Here is a 15663-nt window from a genome sequence, read left to right on the forward strand (position 1 = left end):
AAGGAGACCCGATGACCACGCCAGCCGTCTTCCCCATCGAGCTGCGCTGGGAGAGCGAGAAGACCAGCCGCATTCCCTTCATGGCCTACACCGACGAGGCGCTGCACAAGAAGGAGCTGCAGCGCTTTTTCTACGACAAGCACTGGTGCTATGTCGGCCTCGAAGCCGAGATCCCGAACCCGGGCGACTTCAAGCGCACCGCCATCGGCGAGCGCTCGGTCATCCTGTCGCGCGACGAAGAAGGCGCCATCCACGTGTTCGAGAACGTCTGCGCCCACCGCGGCATGCAGTTCTGCCGCGAGCGCCATGGCAACAAGAAAGAGTTCGTCTGCCCGTATCACCAGTGGAACTACACGCTCAAGGGCGACCTGCAGGGCGTGCCGTTCCGCCGTGGCGTGAAGCAGGATGGCAAGGTGCACGGTGGCATGCCGGCCGATTTCAAGACCGAAGACCACGGCCTGAACAAGCTCAAGGTCGCGTCGCGCGGCGGCGTGGTGTTCGCGTCGTTCGACCATGACATCGAATCGTTCGAAGATTTTCTCGGCCCCGACATCCTGCATTACTTCGATCGTCTGTTCGACGGCCGCAAGCTCACCATCCTGGGCTACAGCCGCCAGCGCATTCCGGGCAACTGGAAGCTCATGCAGGAGAACATCAAGGACCCGTACCACCCGGGCCTGCTGCACACCTGGTTCGTGACCTTCGGGCTCTGGCGCGCCGACAACAAGTCGGAGCTGAAGATGGACGCACGCGGCCGTCACGCCGCCATGATCTCCACGCGCGGCAGCGCCGGCAAGGCTGCGCAGGTGACACAGGTGTCGAGCTTCAAGGAAAGCATGCAGCTCAAGGACCCGCGCTTTCTGGACATCGTGCCCGAGCCCTGGTGGGGCGGGCCGACGGCGGTGATGATGACGCTGTTTCCCAGCCTCATCCTGCAGCAGCAGGTCAACAGCGTGTCGACGCGCCACATCCAGCCCGTGGGCCATGACGCCTTCGATTTCGTCTGGACGCATTTCGGCTTCGAGGGCGACACGCCCGAGATGACGCAGCGCCGCCTGCGCCAGGCCAACCTGTTCGGGCCGGCGGGTTTCGTGTCGGCCGACGACGGTGAGGTGATCGAGTTCTCGCAGGAAGGCTTCGAGCAGAAGCCCTACCACCGCACGCTGGCCGAGCTCGGCGGGCGCGAGGTCGAGAACACTGACCACATGGTGACCGAGACGCTGATCCGCGGCATGTACCGCTACTGGCGTGAAGTGATGGAGGCCGCATGAGCACGCTCGACACCGCCACCTACCTCGACCTGTCGCGCCTGTATGCGGCGTATGCGCACGCCGTCGATTCGGGCGACTGGGACCTGTGGCCCGCGTTCTTCACCGAGCAGTGCAGCTACCGCCTGCAGCCGCGCGAGAACCACGAACGCGGGCTGCCGCTGGCCACGCTCTCGTTCGAAAGCCGGGGCATGCTCGAAGACCGCGTCTACGGCATCAAGGAGACGCTGTTCCACGACCCGTACTACCAGCGCCACGTGGTGGGCCTGCCGCTGGTGCACCGCGTCGACGACGACGGCACCATCCACAGCGAGGCCAACTACGCGGTGTTCCGCACCAAGCTCGACGGGCCGTCGACCGTGTTCAATGTCGGGCGCTACATCGACAAGGTCGTGCAGACCCCCGAGGGCCTCAAGTTCGCGTCGCGCCTGTGCGTGTTCGACAGCGAAATGATCCCGAACTCCATCATCTACCCCATCTGAAACCGAGCCATGACAGAAAAAGAACCAGAGACCCACGGTGCCCCGTTGCGCCGCTTCACCGACCCGGCCTACGTGCCGCTGTGCGCCAACCTTGCCGAGGTGCGCGAGAACATCGACCGGCTCGACCGCCAGATCGTCGCGCTGCTGGCCGAGCGCGGCCGCTACGTGAAGGACGCCGCGCGCTTCAAGCGCGACGCCTTTCAGGTGTCGGCGCCGCAGCGCCAGCAGGAAGTGATCGACAAGGTGAAGGCGCTCGCCGAGAAGGAGGGCGCCTACCCCGAGGTGGTCGAGGCCGCCTACCGCGCGCTCATCGCGGGCTTCATCGCGCGCGAGCAGCAGGACCATTTGGGCATGGTCGAGGTGGAGGTGCAGCCATGACGCGCGCACGCCTCTTCGTCGCACTCACCGCCGTGGCCCTGGCCGCGGCCGCCCATGCGCAGGAATGGCCGCAGCGCCCCGTGCGCATCGTGGTGCCGTTCGCGGCGGGCTCGTCGCCCGACATCCTCGCGCGCATCGTCAACGACAAGCTCGCGGCGCGCATCGGCCAGCCGCTCATCGTCGAGAACAAGCCCGGCGCGGGCGGCAACAGCGGCACCGACGCGGTCTCGAAGGCGCAGCCCGACGGCTACACCTTCCTGCTGTCGGTGAACGCGCCACTGGTCTACAACACCATCCTCTACAAGAACCTGCCGTACGAACCGTTCAAGGACCTCGTGCCCGTGTCGCTCGCCGCGACCACGCCGAACGTCTGCGCGGTCTCCAATTCGATGGGCGTCGATTCGGTCAAGGGCTGGCTGGCCGCGATGAAGAAGAACCCCGGCAAGTTCAACTTCGCCTCGACCGGCAACGGCTCGATCTCGCACCTGGGCGTGGAGCTCATCAAGGCCAAGACGCAGTCGTTCGCGGTGCACATCCCGTACGCCTCGTCGGGCCAGGCCGTGACGGCCATCGTGCAGGGCGACGTGCAGTACGCCTGCCTGCCGCCGGTCACGGTGATGCCGCAGGCCAAGGCCGGCCGCCTGAAGGCGCTGGCCGTCACGTCGGCCGAGCGTTCGGCATTGCTGCCCGAGCTGCCGACGTTGCGTGAGTCGGGCCTGCCCGACATCCAGGCCGTGCCATGGTTCGCCTACATGGCGCCCAAGGGCACGCCGAACGACGTGGTGCAGCGCATGAGCCGCGAGATTGCCGCGACGCTGAAAGACCCCGACACGGTCAAGCGCCTGCAGACCGCGTACTTCGACCCCGTGGGCAGCACGCCCGAAGGCCTGTCGAAGTTCATGGACGAGGAGCTGCGCCGCTGGAAGCCGGTGATCGACCGCGCCGGCCTCAAGCCCGATTGAGAAAAGGGAGCACACGATGAGCACGATGACCTGGGTCGACGCCGCGGCGGTCGACGACGTTCCCGCCGACGACGTGGTCGGCATCGAGGTGCAGGGGCGCGACATCGCGCTGTACGGCACCGACGACGGCATCCACGCCACCGACAACATCTGCACGCACGGCCATGCGCGGCTGTGCGACGGTTTTCTCGAAGGCCACGAGATCGAATGCCCGCTGCACCAGGGCCGTTTCGACGTGCGCAGCGGCAAGGCCATGTGCGCGCCGCTCACGGAAGACCTGCGCACCTACCCGGTGAAGATCGAGGGCGGGCGGGTGTTCCTGGCGTTCGAAGGCTGAACTGTTCTGCCTCCGGCGGGGGCAATCTGTCTCTGTTCGCGCCCGAACGGTTGGCGACAATCGAGGCCCGTTTTCCTGGACATCCGATGACAGAACCACACAGCCGCGACCAGATCGCCGACCTGATTGCCGCCGAACTGGGCCATCGCTTCGACGGCGAGATCCTGGCCGGCGGCCACTACGTGCCGCTGGTGCGCGATGGCCGCACCGTCTACCTCAGCGGCCAGGTGCCGCGCGTGGGCACCACCGTGGTCGTCACCGGCCGCGTGGGCGATGCCGTGTCGCTCGACACCGCGCGCGAAGGCGCCCAGATCTGCGCGCTGCGCAGCCTCGCGTTGCTGCGCCGCGCCCTCGGCTCGCTCGATGCGGTCGAGAAGGTGCTGCGTGTCGGCGTGTTCGTGCAGTGCACGGCCGACTTCACGCAGCAAAGCGAGGTGGCCGATGCCGCGTCCGACCTGCTGCACCGCGTGTTCGGCGAGGCCGGCGTGCATGTGCGCACGGCGGTCGGCGTCTATGCGCTGCCGAAGAACGCGACGGTCGAGGTCGAGATGACTGTCGCGACCACCCACGCAGCCTGAATCGACTGCGTCAGCCGCGTTCGCGGCGCGCGGGTTCGCTGCGGTGCAGGTGCACCGCCAGCGTGTCGCGCGGCGGGCGCACCGCGCATTGCGCCAGCAGCCGGCCGGCTTCGCCCCGGTGGTAGCCGTTGTGCGTCACGACGTGGGCCAGCATCTCTTCGCGCGTCATCCGGCCCTTGTCGCCGTCGGTGAACACGAAGGGCAGCGGCTCGGCCAGCAGCGCCGGCGTGAGCGTGTCCAGGTAGGCGAGGTACCAGCGGTCGGACTCGGCCACGGCCGCGCGCAGGTCGGCCAGCGTGGGCGTTTCGGGCGTGTTGTCGTCGGTGAAACCGTGCGGCGTGCCCGTGAGGTGGCCCGCGAAGATCCGGTTCACCACATGGGCATGGTTGACCACGCGGATCGCGGCATGCCGGGCGTCGGCGTGCTGTACGGGGTCGAGGCTGGCCATGCGGTCCAGCAGCTCGTCGTTGGCCCAAGCGTGGTACTGGAACAGCGTGCGCAGCAGGGGTGGGGCGCTCATGTCGGGTGTCCTTGTCATCGGGGAACCCGGATGTTCGCGGCAGGCGCGGCGCCTGTCCAGCCGCCGCCGGGTCAGCGCTCGCCGAGCATCCAGCGCGTGCGGTCGCCGCGCCCCGGCAGGTGCAGCGCGGCGGTGGCCGCGGGCGTCTCGGCCAGCAGCCGGCCCTTGCGGAACACCTTGAGCCGCGTCGCGCGCAGTCGGATGGCCTCGACCGGGTCGCGCGCCTGCAGCAGCACGAAGCTGGCGTCGCAGCCGGCCTCCAGGCCGTAGCCGTCCAGGTGCATCACGCGCGCCGCGCGCGTGGTCACGGCCTCGAAGCACTGGTGGATGCCGGCCTGGCTGGTCATCTGCGCCACGTGCAGGCCCATGTGGGCCACCTCGAGCATGTCGCCCGAGCCCATGCCGTACCACGGGTCCATCACGCAGTCGTGGCCGAAGGCGACGTTCACGCCGGCCGCCAGCAGTTCGGGCACGCGCGTCATGCCGCGGCGCTTGGGGTAGCTGTCGTGGCGGCCCTGCAGCGTAATGTTGATAAGCGGGTTCGACACCACGCTCACGCCGCTCTCGGCGATCAGCGGCAGCAGCTTGCTCACGTAGTAGTTGTCCATCGAGTGCATCGAGGTGCAGTGCGAGCCCGTCACGCGGCCTTGCAGGCCCAGGCGCAGCGTCTCGGCGGCCAGGGTCTCGATGTGGCGCGAGAGCGGGTCGTCGGACTCGTCGCAGTGCATGTCGACCAGCTTGCCGCGCTCGGCGGCCAGCTCGCACAGCAGCTTCACGCTGGCCGCGCCGTCGGCCATGGTGCGCTCGAAATGCGGAATGCCGCCGACCACGTCCACGCCCTTGTCGAGCGCGCGCGTGAGGTTGTCGACGCCGCCCGGCGAGCGCAGCACGCCATCCTGCGGAAAGGCCACCAGCTGCAGGTCGATGTAGGGCGCCACCTGGCGCTTCACCTCGAGCAGCGCATCGACCGCGAGCAGGCTGGGGTCGCTGGTGTCCACGTGCGAGCGGATCGCCAGCAGGCCCTTCGCCACGGCCCAGTCGCAATACGCGAGCGCACGTTCGATGAGCGCGTCGGCCGTGAGCAGCGGCTTGAGCTCGCCCCACAGCGCGATGCCTTCGAGCAGCGTGCCGCTCTGGTTGACGCGCGGCTGGCCGTAGCTCAGCGTGGCGTCCATGTGGAAATGCGGGTCGACGAAATGCGGCGCGAGCAGCAGGCCATGGGCGTCGAGCGTCTCGTGCGCGGGCGCGGCCAGGCCGGGCGTGACCTCGGCGATGCGGCCGTCCTGCACGGCGACCGACATGCCGGTGCGGCCGTCGGGGAGGGTGGCGTTGGTGATGAGGAGGTCGAGCATCGGTGGGGTGTTTTTTTTCGAGGGGCGCTCAGCGCGTGCGCTGCGCGCGGAAGCGGTATTGCCCTGCGGCCGGCCCGACCTCGATGGTCACGCGGCGCAGCTTGTCGTCGTGGCCCGAGTCGGCCTTGGCCGTCACCACGATGCCGCGCGGCGTGGCGCGGCAGGTGAGTTCGCTCAGGGAGATTTCCGCGTGGTCGTTGTCGAGCTCGGCGATGGCGGTCGTGTGCACGGCATACAGGCTGTAGCTGCGGTCGGCCTCGCCGCGCGCCATCCACTGCACGTAGAGGAACGACTGCGCGAAGGCTTCGGCGTGGACCACGCGGTAGGTGCCGCGGTGGTCGGTGCCCCAGGTGCCGCAGGTCTGCACCCAGGTGACGGCGTCGTGGGTGGCGAAGCGCTCGGGGCCGTAGTCGGCGCCGAGTGCGTGGGCGCCGCCGCCGGCCAGGGCGAGCAGCGCGGTGGCCAGCAGGCGACGGAGGCGGGGCCGCGTCATCGGCATGTCAGCGTTCTCCCTTGCGGTAGGGTTTCATCAGCGCCTGCGGATAGCTGGCCTTGCGCGCCACCAGCACCAGCGCCAGGATCGACAGCAGGTAGGGCAGCATCAGGTACAGCTGGTAAGGCAGCACGGCATCGCCCGATTGTTGCAGCCGCAGCTGCAGCGCGTCGAAGAACGCGAACAGCAACGCGCCAAGCAGGGCCTTGCCGGGCCGCCACGAGGCGAACACCACCAGCGCCACGCAGATCCAGCCGCGCCCGTTCACCATGTTGAAGAAGAAGGCGTTGAAGGCCGACAGCGTGAGGAAGGCGCCGGCCACGCCCATCAGCGCCGAGCCCGCCACGATGGCGCCGGTGCGCGTGGCCGCGACCGACACGCCCTGGCTCTCGGCCGCCTGCGGGTTCTCGCCGACCATGCGCAGCGCCAGGCCGAGCGGCGTGCGGTACAGCACCCAGGCCACGGCCGGCACCAGCAGCAGCGCGAACAGCGTGAGCGCGGTCTGCGCGTTGAGGATGGGCACGGGCAGCCAGTCCATCGGCGCGAAGGGCGTGATGGTCGGCGGCGTGTTCACCTTCGGAAAGCTCACGCGGTAGCCGAAGTAGCTCAGCGCCGTGGCCAAGAGCGTGATGCCCAGCCCCGAGACGTGCTGCGACAGCGCGAGCCCGACGGTCAAAAAGGCGTGCAGCAATCCGAACACCATGCCCGTGAGCGCGGCCACGCCGACGCCGGCCCACAGCGGCGCGCCGGCGTACACCGCGAGCCAGCCGGTGAAGGCGCCCGCGACCATGATCCCTTCGATGCCGAGGTTGAGCACGCCCGCGCGCTCGCACAGCAGCACGCCCAGCGTGCCCAGGATGAGCGGCGTGGCGATGCGCAGCACCGCGACCCAGAAGGCGGGGTTGGAAAGAATGTCGAGCAGGTCGGTCATTTCGTCACCCGCACGCGGTATTGCGTGAGCAGCGTGGCCACCAGCACCGCGATCAGCGAGGCCGCGACGATCACGTCGGCGATGTAGGTCGGCACGCCCACGGCGCGGCTCATGGTGTCGGCGCCGACCAGCACGCCGGCCACGAACACGCCGGCAGCGATCACGCCCAGCGGGTGCAGGCCGGCGAGCATCGCGATCACGATGCCCGTGTAGCCGTAGCCCGGCGACATGTCGAGCGTGACGTAGCTCGTGCGGCCCGCCACCTCGATGGCGCCGGCCAGCCCGGCCAGCGCGCCCGAGAGCAGCGCCACCATGACCACCGTGCGCGTCACCGGCACGCCGGCGAAGGCGGCGGCGCGCGCATTGGCGCCCACCGCGCGGATGTCGAAGCCCAGCACCGTGTACTTGAAGATCGCCCACACGATCACCGCGAGCGACACGGCCCACAGCAGCCCGGTGTGCACGCGCGTCTGCGCGATGAGCTTGCCCAGTTCGAGATCGGACTGCAGCGACACGCTCTGCGGCCAGCCCATCGCAGTCGGGTCTTTCATCGGCCCGTCGAGCAGCGCCGACACGCCCAGCAGCACGATGAAGTTGATGAGCAGCGTCGTGACCACTTCGTCGACGCCGAGCTTGTTCTTCATGAGCGCCGGGCCGAGCAGCATCAGCGCGCCGGCCACCGCAGCGGCCAGCATCATCAGCGGGAACAGCAGCCAGGGTGAGAGTTCGAAGCCGGTGCCGCCGTGCATGCCGCCCACGGCCACGGCGGCCAGCGCGCCCGCGAACAGCTGCCCCTCGGCGCCGATGTTGAAGAGCCGCGCCTTGAACGCGACCGTGGCGGCCAGGCCGGTGAGGATGAGTGGAATGGCCCGCGTCAGCGTCTCGCTCCATGCGAACACCGAGCCGAAGCCGCCCTGCAGCAGCAGCGCGTAGGTGCGCCCGACCGGCGCGCCGGCCCAGCGCACGAGCAGCGCGCTCACCAGCAGCGTGAACACGACCGCGCCGATGGGGGCCAGCACCAGCGCGGCGCGCGAGCTTTCGTGGCGTCGTTCGAGGCGCATCATGCGGCGGCTCCCGGGCGTTGTGGCGCCGTGGCTCCGGCCATCGCCAGGCCGATGGCCTCGCGCGTCCAGGCCGCGGCCGGTCGCGCTTCGCCGAGGTGGCCGCCGTGCATCACGGCCACGCGGTCGCCGAGCGCGAGCACTTCGTCGAGGTCGTCGGAAATGACGAGCACCGCCGCGCCGGCATCGCGCGCGGCGATGAGCTGCTGCTGCACATAGGCGACGGCGCCGATGTCCAGCCCCCAGGTCGGCTGGTGCGCGACGATGAGGCGCGGGGCGCGGTTCGGGTACTTCTTGTTGTCGGTGTCTTGTTCCACTTGCTCGGGCGCCAGCAGCGCCCGCCCCAGGATCAGTTTCTGCATGTTGCCGCCCGAGAGCGAACGGGCCGGCGACATCAGGCCGGCGCCGCGCACGTCGAAGGCTTTCTCGATGCGCCGGGCGTGCAGCCGCGCGGCTGCACGCCGGACGATGAACGACCAGCGTGAAAAGACCGGGCTGCGCAGCCGCTCGGACACGGCGTTCTCCCACACCGGCAGGTCGCCGACCACGCCGACCGCGTGCCGGTCTTCGGGAATGCGCGCCACGCCGCGCTGCACCAGCCGGGCGGGCGAGGGCGGCAGCGCGCGGCCCATGAACTGCGCGCTGCCGGAGACGGCGCGGCGCGTGCCGCTCAGCAGCTCGGCCAGCGCGACCTGGCCGTTGCCGGAGACGCCGGCGATGGCGGTGATTTCGCCCGCGCGCAGCGTGAGCGACACCTCGCGCAAGCGGTCCTGCCCGCCGTCTTTCGCCGAGGCCGTACTCACGTGGTCGAGCACGCAGACTGCGTCGCCCACCGATTTCGCGGGCCGGCGCTGCGGCGCCTCGACTGCGTGGCCGACCATCCACAGCGCGAGCTGCGCCTGCGTGGTGTCGGCCGTGCGCGCCTCGGCCACGAGCTTGCCGCCGCGCAGCACCGCGATGCGCTGCGACACGCGCAGCACCTCGCCGAGCTTGTGGCTGATGAAGATGACCGACAGGCCCTGCGCCACCATCTGTGCGAGCGTGGCGAACAGCGCCTCGCTCTCCTGCGGCGTGAGCACGGCCGTGGGCTCGTCGAGGATCAGGATGCGCGCGCCGCGGTACAGCGCCTTGAGGATTTCGACGCGCTGGCGTTCGCCGACCGAGAGGCTGCCGATGGTCGCGTCGGGCTGCACCGGCAGGCCGAAGCGCTGCGCGACCTCGAGCAGGCGCGCGCGGGCCGCCGCACGGCGCGAGACCGGGCGCCACAGCGGCTCGGTGCCCATCGTCACGTTGTCGAGCACGCTGAGGTTGTCGGCCAGCGTGAAGTGCTGGTGCACCATGCCCACGCCGGCGGCCAGCGCGGCCTTGGGGTTGCCGGGCGGCAGGGGCGAGCCGAAGACTTCGATGCGGCCTTCGTCGGCAACGTAGTGGCCGAACAGGATCGACATCAGCGTCGACTTGCCGGCGCCGTTCTCGCCCAGCAGCGCGAGCACTTCGCCGGCCTGCAGGTCGAGAGAGATGGCGTCGTTGGCCACGAGCGGGCCGAAGCGCTTGGTGATGCCCTGGAGGCGGAGCACGGTGGGGTTCATGGGGACACAGGTTGCGACGGCAGGTCGCGGCAGAAATTCTCGATGGCCCGGGCGGAGGCGGCGGGCGAGGCCTGCAGCAGGCCGTGGGGGCCGTCGAGCTGCACCAGGTGCAACGCCGACAGCCCGCGCTGAATGGCGGCTACTGCGCGGCGCGGCACCACGCGGTCCTGCAGCGCCTGCAGGTACATCGCGGGCACGCCGACCCGCGGCAGCTTGTCGCGCACGTCGACGCGCTGCACTTCCTTCATGCGGTGGGTCATGACGGCGACCGACACCTGCTTCAGCGAAGCCTGGAGCATGTCCGACAGGTGCGGCGACGCCGAACCACCCAGCAGCAGGTGCCGCATCGGCGCGCGCATGAGCTTCGAATGCAGCAGGCGCATCGACAGGTCGAGCAGGCCCGCGCGCATCAGCGCCAGGCCGGGCGCGGGCCGGCGCGCGAAGCTGCAGCACAGGATGAGGCCACGCAGCCCCGGCGGGCGCGAGGCCGCGAGGGAGATGGCCAGCGGCCCGGAAAACGATTCGCCGAGCAGCACGAAGGGCTGATGCGTTGGCAGTTGCGCGCGCACCATCGCTTCGAGTTCGTCGTAGCCCAGCACCTGGCGGCCCGGGTAGCGCACGACGTCGATGGCGGCCTGCGGCCCCAGTGCCTGCGCCAGCGGCGCGAAGAGATCGCCGGTGCCGTCCATGCCCGGCAGCAAGACAAGACGAGGCAGGCGCCCGGGCGCCACCGTCACTTCCACGCGGCCAGGAAGGCCAGCATGACCTTGGCCGAGTTGTCGGCCGCGATGCTCATGAAGGTGCCCATCTCGTTCTCGCCGTCGCCGCCACCCGCGAGGTCGCTGAGCGAGCGGAAGGCGATGTAGGGCACGCCGTTGCTGTAGGCGACCATGCCCACGGCGGCGGTTTCCATGTCGAGCACGTTGGCCTGGAAGGTCTTGTAGGTGTATTCGCGGTAGGCCTTGTTGTCCATGAAGGCCTGGCCCGACACGCCGTTGCCGCCCACCACCAGCTGCGGCTTGCGAGGCAGGCACTTGCCGGCGCCGCAGTTCGCCAGCTCGACGTTGCGGATGCTGCGCGCCACCTCGAGCATCTTCGGATCGGCCGCGAACCAGAACTTGCGTTCGATGCCCGGCTTGGCGGCCGAGCGCACCTCGACCGGGCGCGGGAAGTTCATGCCGAAGTTGGGCAGCGTGGCGTCGGTGATGAAGGGCGGCGCACTGTACTTGCCGGGCGCGGTCTCGCGCGCCATGAGCACCTCGAGGTACTGGCCCCACTGGGCCGGCACCGTCACGTCGCCCACGTGCAGCGAGGGGTTCACGCCGCCTGCGATGCCGCTGAACACGATGCCGGTGACGCGAAAGCGGTTGAGCACGAGCTGCGTGTTCATGGTCGCGTTCGTCATGCTGATGCCCGAGAGGAACAGCACCACCGGCTTGCCCTCGAGCGTGCCGGTGGTGAACTCGACGCCGTTCACGCTGTGTTTGCGGGGACCTTGCAGGCGCGTGAGCAGCAGCTTGAGCTCGGGCTCGAAGGCCGAGATCACGGCCAGGCGCGGCGTGTCGTCCAGCCGCGTGCTGCTGTTGATGCTGACGACGTCCGACTTGTAGACGCCGACGCAGCCCGTCAGCACGAGGCCGAGCGCGGCGGCCAGGACCGGGCCGCGCAGGCGCTGGAGAAGCGAGGAAGTGTTCGTCATGGGCATCAGGAGTTGGTGGGCGGGAGTGAGGGGCGGTGTGCGGCGTCGGGCGTGGCGATCCAGGCCTGCAGCGCGGCGACGCGCGCGTGCTTCGGTGCCAGGCCGACGAAGGTGGTGTAGGCGGCGAGCGCCTTGGCGTCGTTGCCGGCCTGCAGGTAGGCATCGCCCAGGTTCAGGTAGGCAAGGGCGCGGCTGCCGTCCATGTCGATGGCCTGCTCGAACCAGCGCGCGGCCTCGACCGGCTTGCCGCGCTTGAAGTACACGAAGCCCAGGTTGTTGGCCGCCAGCGCAAAGCGCGGCTGCAGCTTCAGCGCCTCGGTGAACGCGGCTTCGGCCTCGTCGTAGCGGCGCTCGCGGTACAGCTGCAGGCCGCGGTCGTTGGCGCGCTGGGCGGCCACGCGCGGCGTGAGCGGCGCGGCGGCCGGCATGGTCAGCTTGGTGTCGGCGCCTTCGAGGTTCTTCACCACCACTTCGACGGCGGCCGGGCCGGCCTTGGCCGCCTTGGGGGTTGCGGCCGCATGCACGGCCTGCTCGTTGGCCTGGTCGATGCGCTTGTTGACCTGGCTGGCGGCGGCGTCGAGCTGCAGGCTGTCGCCGCTGAGGCCCTCGCGCTCGACGGGCAGCGCGAACACGAACTCGCCGCCCTCCGAGCCCGGCAGGCTGCCGAAGGCCGGCGTCTGGCGCGCGATGGCCGAGACCGCCGGCGCCACGTAGGCCGCGAGTTCGGTGCCGGTGATGACGTTGTCGCCGTTCAGGTCGGCCTTGCCCGACAGCGCCTGCAGCATCGTCCAGGTGAAGACCGAGTGGCCGCCGGGGCCGTCGTCGGCCACCTGCTGGTCGGCGCCGCCGGCGGTGAGCATCTGGCGGCCGATGCGGCGCGCGTTGTCGGTCAGGAAGTTCCTGTTGCCCTGCGCCGCGCCGCCGCGCGTGAGGCCCAGGCCCGAGTAGCAGGCGTCCACGAGAAACAGCACGTGCTTGGCCGACAGCGCCTCGGCCACCTCCTGCAGCTGCGGCATCGAGATGGCGTCGGACGGCAGGTTGTCCAGCGTGGCGTCGACCGGCACGATGTAGCCCACATCGCGCCCGCTCGCGAGCTTGCGGGTGCTGCCGTGGCCGGCAAAGAACACCAGCACGCGGTCGTCGCGCTTCACGCGCTTGCCGTCGGTCAGCTTTTCGTTCAGCGCGCGCAGGATGTTGGCGCGCGTGGCCTGGTCGTCGTACAGCGCCGTGATGTTCTCGGGCTTGAAGCCGAAGCGCGTCACGAGCAGCTGCTCCATCGCCTTGGCGTCGGGCACCGCGTGGTGCAGGCCGGGCCATTTGGCGTACTTGTCGATGCCGATCACCAGCGCGTGGCTCTCGCGGTAGAGCGTGTCGCCCGAGGTGGCGGCCACGCCGTCGTCGGGTGCCGCCTTTTTCGATGCGCTGACGACGAACTTGCCGTCGCGCCAGGTGGCGAAGCGGTAGCCGTCGGCCACCAGCTGGTCGAGCACCGTGGGCAGGGCCTGCACGGTGCGGCCCTGGATGTCGTGGAACAGGATGACGCCGCGCTTGGCCTTGTCGACCTCGGCCAGCACGCGGTCGGCGATCGACTTGGGCACCGGGTCGGCCCAGTCCATCGAGTCGACGGTCCACATCATGGAGCGCAGCTTGAGCGCCTCGACCGTGCTCAGCTTGGCCTCGTTGCGTGCGCCGTAGGGAAAGCGAAAGAGGGTGGACTGCGGCCGGCCGGTGGCGTCGAGCAGCGCTTCGGTCTCGCTGGCTTCCACGCGCACCGCGTCGTCCGTCATCTTGGCCATCATGCCGTGGCTGAAGCTGTGGTTGGCCAGCACGTGGCCGGCGGCCAGCACGCGCTTGGCCGCCGCGCCGGTGGCGCTGAGCTGGGCCTTGCCCTGCGCGTCGAGCTTGCCCAGGTTGCGCCCGAGCTGGAAGAAGATGGCGGGCGCGTCGTAGCGCTTCAATATCTCCAGGATCTCGTCGGTGTGCTTGGCGTGCGGGCCGTCGTCGAAGGTCAGCACGACGGTCTTGGCGGGCAGCGAGGTGCCGAAGATCTCGCGTGCGTCCGCGCTGTCCTTTTCCTTGGCGCCGCCCGGGGGCTGCGTGTAGGGGACGATGGCGCCGAAGTCTTTCAGGATCTGCTCGCGCGAGTACAGGCCCTGCAGCTTCGCGACGTAGTCGGCCCACTTTTCGCGCTTGGGCTCGATGCCGCGCTGCGCGAAGCGGCCGAACACGTCTTTCAACTCGCGGTCATAGGCCTGCTCGATCTCGGCGAGCACGGCCAGGTCTTCGCTGGCGCGGCGGCCGAGCTTGAGCCCGGACAGCGACTGCGCCTGGCTGTAACGCGTGCTCAGCTCCGACAGGAACTCCTTGAACGCCAGCCGGTCGGCATCGAACCAGCTGGGCTCGCTTTCGATGCGGTCGAGCAGCGCGTTCAGGCCCGCCACGGCGGCAGGGTCTGTCATGTCCGCGGCCTGGGTGATCAGCGCCTGCTGACGCTCCTGCATCTCGTGGAACAGCTGCTGCCCGACGGCGCTGACGGCGCGCTTCTCGGCCGCCTCGAGCGCACGCTCGCCGGTCATCAGCACGATCATCTGGCGGTGCGCGGCGAGCAGGGCGTCGGCGCGCGCCTGCAGCGCGGCCGGAATGCCGACCGGTGCCGCGACCACAGGCGGCGTAACGGCAGCGGGTGCCGAGGCGGCCGATGCGGGCACCTCGACCGCTGGGGCCGCCGGCTCAGGTTGACAGGCGGCGAGCCCGGCGGCCAATGCCGCGATGGCCACGCCATGGATTGCGGTCTGCCATCGCGCACGCTTCATGGGTTCGGGTCTGCTCGCTTGTCTGTCTGCTTGTTACTTGGCGGTGGACTTCGGCTGGGCGTCGTCCACCTTCACGGTGAACTTGCCGGCCAGGATGTCGGCCTGCTTCGCCTTCACCTTGGCCACGACGTCGGCCGGCACCTTCTTCTCGAAGGTGCCCAGCGGCGCGAGCTCGGAGCCCTTGTGCTTCATGTGCGAGTACACGCCGTAGTCTTCGGCGGCGAACTTGCCTTCCTTCACCAGCTTGATGGCGCGGTCGGCCGAGGGCTCGAAGTTCCACAGCGCCGAGGCCACCACCGTGTCGGGGTACTGGGCCTGCGTGTCGATCACGTTGCCGATGGCGAGCTTGCCCTTTTCCTTGGCCGCGTCCGACACGCCGAAGCGCTCGGCGTACATGATGTCTGCGCCCTTGTCGATCATCGCGAAAGCCGCTTCCTTGGCCTTCGGCGGGTCGAACCAGCTGTTGATGAAGCTCACGCTGAACTCCACCTTCGGGTTCGTTTCCTTCGCGCCCGCCATGAACGCGTTCATGAGCCGGTTCACCTCGGGAATCGGGAAGCCGCCGACCATGCCGATGCGGTTGCTCTTGGTCATGCCGCCCGCGACCATGCCGCTGAGGTACGCCGGTTCCTGGATGTAGTTGTCGAACACCGAGAAATTGGGCGCCTGCGGCTTCAGCGACGAACCCATGAGGAACGCCACCTTGGGAAAGTCCTTCGCGACCTTGCGCGCCGCCGCTTCCACCCCGAACACCTCACCCAGGATCAGCTGGTTGCCGCCCGTGGCGTACTCGCGCATCACGCGCTCGTAGTCGGCATTGCTCACGTTCTCGGTCGCCTTGTATTCGATCTTCCCACGCGCCTCGGCCGCCTTCAGCGCCTTGTGAATGCGGCCCACCCATTGCTGCTCGAACGGCACCGTGTACACGGCAGCCACCTTGAGCTTGGCCTGCGCGAGCGCAAGGCCCGGGGCGCCTGCCGCAAGCGCTGCGGCAACGGCGATGGAACGAACGATCAATTGACGGCGTGCTGTCACGGTCTTCTCCTCGATTGAAATAAAAGAACCACCCTGCAATCCCCATGCCCACCAACAGAGCCCGCCCTCGCGGCGGGCTCCCTTCCAGCAAACACCGAGGAACCGGCTTTGCCGGGCCTCAGGTGTTGCCCCCGGTAGGGGGTTGGCGAAGCGACACGAAGTGCG

The 15663-nt window shown here is 69.3% G+C and carries 16 protein-coding genes; 6 read left to right on the forward strand and 10 right to left on the reverse strand.

Going from position 1 to position 15663, the window contains the following annotated elements:
- Positions 1-11 precede the first annotated feature (11 nt).
- The 6 genes from FFI97_RS06185 to FFI97_RS06210 all read left to right on the forward strand — a co-directional run bounded on the left by FFI97_RS06185 (position 12) and on the right by FFI97_RS06210 (position 4005).
- Positions 12-1271: an aromatic ring-hydroxylating dioxygenase subunit alpha gene (locus tag FFI97_RS06185; protein ID WP_139701622.1), complete on the forward strand. Its 1260-nt coding sequence runs from the start codon at positions 12-14 to the stop codon at positions 1269-1271.
- The gene (locus tag FFI97_RS06190) at positions 1268-1750 is read left to right on the forward strand and encodes an aromatic-ring-hydroxylating dioxygenase subunit beta (RefSeq protein ID WP_056580648.1); all 483 of its coding nucleotides are present in this window, start codon (positions 1268-1270) and stop codon (positions 1748-1750) included. Before FFI97_RS06185 ends, FFI97_RS06190 begins: the two co-directional genes overlap by 4 nt.
- A 9-nt stretch (positions 1751-1759) precedes the next feature.
- Positions 1760-2128 (forward strand): chorismate mutase, encoded by a 369-nt coding sequence (locus FFI97_RS06195; protein WP_139701621.1) that lies wholly within the window; start codon positions 1760-1762, stop codon positions 2126-2128.
- Positions 2125-3090: a Bug family tripartite tricarboxylate transporter substrate binding protein gene (locus FFI97_RS06200; RefSeq protein WP_139701620.1), complete on the forward strand. Its 966-nt coding sequence runs from the start codon at positions 2125-2127 to the stop codon at positions 3088-3090. The genes FFI97_RS06195 and FFI97_RS06200 overlap by 4 nt, the downstream gene beginning before the upstream one ends.
- 16 nt (positions 3091-3106) lie before the next feature.
- Positions 3107-3427, forward strand: coding sequence for a non-heme iron oxygenase ferredoxin subunit (locus FFI97_RS06205; protein WP_056580656.1), 321 nt, complete (start codon positions 3107-3109; stop codon positions 3425-3427).
- 86 nt (positions 3428-3513) lie between these two features.
- A complete protein-coding gene (locus tag FFI97_RS06210; RefSeq protein WP_062477794.1) occupies positions 3514-4005 on the forward strand; it encodes a RidA family protein in 492 nt (163 codons plus the stop codon).
- A gap of 10 nt (positions 4006-4015) precedes the next feature.
- Here FFI97_RS06210 and FFI97_RS06215 read toward each other — a convergent pair whose 3' ends face one another.
- The 10 genes from FFI97_RS06215 to FFI97_RS06260 form a co-directional block, all read right to left on the reverse strand.
- Positions 4016-4525, reverse strand: a complete 510-nt coding sequence (locus tag FFI97_RS06215) for a DinB family protein (RefSeq protein WP_095745365.1) — start codon at positions 4523-4525, stop codon at positions 4016-4018.
- A gap of 71 nt (positions 4526-4596) precedes the next feature.
- A complete protein-coding gene (locus FFI97_RS06220) occupies positions 4597-5877 on the reverse strand; it encodes an amidohydrolase family protein (RefSeq protein ID WP_139701619.1) in 1281 nt (426 codons plus the stop codon).
- Positions 5878-5905: 28 nt separating this feature from the next.
- Complete coding sequence (locus FFI97_RS06225) at positions 5906-6376, reverse strand: hypothetical protein (protein ID WP_409574619.1); 471 nt, start codon at positions 6374-6376, stop codon at positions 5906-5908.
- Between the two features lies 1 nt (position 6377).
- The gene (locus FFI97_RS06230) at positions 6378-7301 is read right to left on the reverse strand and encodes an ABC transporter permease (protein ID WP_099789232.1); all 924 of its coding nucleotides are present in this window, start codon (positions 7299-7301) and stop codon (positions 6378-6380) included.
- Entirely contained in the window at positions 7298-8362 is a 1065-nt protein-coding gene (locus FFI97_RS06235) for an ABC transporter permease (protein WP_185993634.1), read from the reverse strand. The genes FFI97_RS06230 and FFI97_RS06235 overlap by 4 nt, the downstream gene beginning before the upstream one ends.
- Complete coding sequence (locus FFI97_RS06240; protein ID WP_144004379.1) at positions 8362-9951, reverse strand: ABC transporter ATP-binding protein; 1590 nt, start codon at positions 9949-9951, stop codon at positions 8362-8364. Before FFI97_RS06240 ends, FFI97_RS06235 begins: the two co-directional genes overlap by 1 nt.
- A complete protein-coding gene (locus FFI97_RS06245; RefSeq protein ID WP_260684915.1) occupies positions 9948-10694 on the reverse strand; it encodes an alpha/beta fold hydrolase in 747 nt (248 codons plus the stop codon). The genes FFI97_RS06240 and FFI97_RS06245 overlap by 4 nt, the downstream gene beginning before the upstream one ends.
- Complete coding sequence (locus FFI97_RS06250; RefSeq protein WP_260684917.1) at positions 10685-11650, reverse strand: 5'-methylthioadenosine/S-adenosylhomocysteine nucleosidase; 966 nt, start codon at positions 11648-11650, stop codon at positions 10685-10687. The genes FFI97_RS06245 and FFI97_RS06250 overlap by 10 nt, the downstream gene beginning before the upstream one ends.
- 5 nt (positions 11651-11655) lie before the next feature.
- The gene (locus FFI97_RS06255; RefSeq protein WP_139701618.1) at positions 11656-14463 is read right to left on the reverse strand and encodes a polysaccharide deacetylase family protein; all 2808 of its coding nucleotides are present in this window, start codon (positions 14461-14463) and stop codon (positions 11656-11658) included.
- A gap of 33 nt (positions 14464-14496) precedes the next feature.
- Positions 14497-15498: a BMP family protein gene (locus FFI97_RS06260; RefSeq protein WP_139701617.1), complete on the reverse strand. Its 1002-nt coding sequence runs from the start codon at positions 15496-15498 to the stop codon at positions 14497-14499.
- Positions 15499-15663: the final 165 nt, after the last annotated feature.

Origin of the sequence: Variovorax sp. KBS0712 (assembly GCF_006323185.2) — a bacterium.
GTDB lineage: Bacteria > Pseudomonadota > Gammaproteobacteria > Burkholderiales > Burkholderiaceae_C > Variovorax > Variovorax boronicumulans.

Bases quoted from the DNA above. Each gene is read 5' to 3' on its own strand.
- FFI97_RS06250 (WP_260684917.1), bottom strand. From the start codon at position 11,650: ATGACGAACACTTCCTCGCTTCTCCAGCGCCTGCGCGGCCCGGTCCTG.
- FFI97_RS06185 (WP_139701622.1), top strand. From the start codon at position 12: ATGACCACGCCAGCCGTCTTCCCCATCGAGCTGCGCTGGGAGAGCGAG.
- FFI97_RS06200 (WP_139701620.1), top strand. From the start codon at position 2,125: ATGACGCGCGCACGCCTCTTCGTCGCACTCACCGCCGTGGCCCTGGCC.
- FFI97_RS06220 (WP_139701619.1), bottom strand. From the start codon at position 5,877: ATGCTCGACCTCCTCATCACCAACGCCACCCTCCCCGACGGCCGCACC.
- FFI97_RS06195 (WP_139701621.1), top strand. From the start codon at position 1,760: ATGACAGAAAAAGAACCAGAGACCCACGGTGCCCCGTTGCGCCGCTTC.
- FFI97_RS06210 (WP_062477794.1), top strand. From the start codon at position 3,514: ATGACAGAACCACACAGCCGCGACCAGATCGCCGACCTGATTGCCGCC.
- FFI97_RS06215 (WP_095745365.1), bottom strand. From the start codon at position 4,525: ATGAGCGCCCCACCCCTGCTGCGCACGCTGTTCCAGTACCACGCTTGG.
- FFI97_RS06255 (WP_139701618.1), bottom strand. From the start codon at position 14,463: ATGAAGCGTGCGCGATGGCAGACCGCAATCCATGGCGTGGCCATCGCG.
- FFI97_RS06225 (WP_409574619.1), bottom strand. From the start codon at position 6,376: ATGCCGATGACGCGGCCCCGCCTCCGTCGCCTGCTGGCCACCGCGCTG.
- FFI97_RS06190 (WP_056580648.1), top strand. From the start codon at position 1,268: ATGAGCACGCTCGACACCGCCACCTACCTCGACCTGTCGCGCCTGTAT.
- FFI97_RS06240 (WP_144004379.1), bottom strand. From the start codon at position 9,951: ATGAACCCCACCGTGCTCCGCCTCCAGGGCATCACCAAGCGCTTCGGC.
- FFI97_RS06235 (WP_185993634.1), bottom strand. From the start codon at position 8,362: ATGCGCCTCGAACGACGCCACGAAAGCTCGCGCGCCGCGCTGGTGCTG.
- FFI97_RS06205 (WP_056580656.1), top strand. From the start codon at position 3,107: ATGAGCACGATGACCTGGGTCGACGCCGCGGCGGTCGACGACGTTCCC.
- FFI97_RS06230 (WP_099789232.1), bottom strand. From the start codon at position 7,301: ATGACCGACCTGCTCGACATTCTTTCCAACCCCGCCTTCTGGGTCGCG.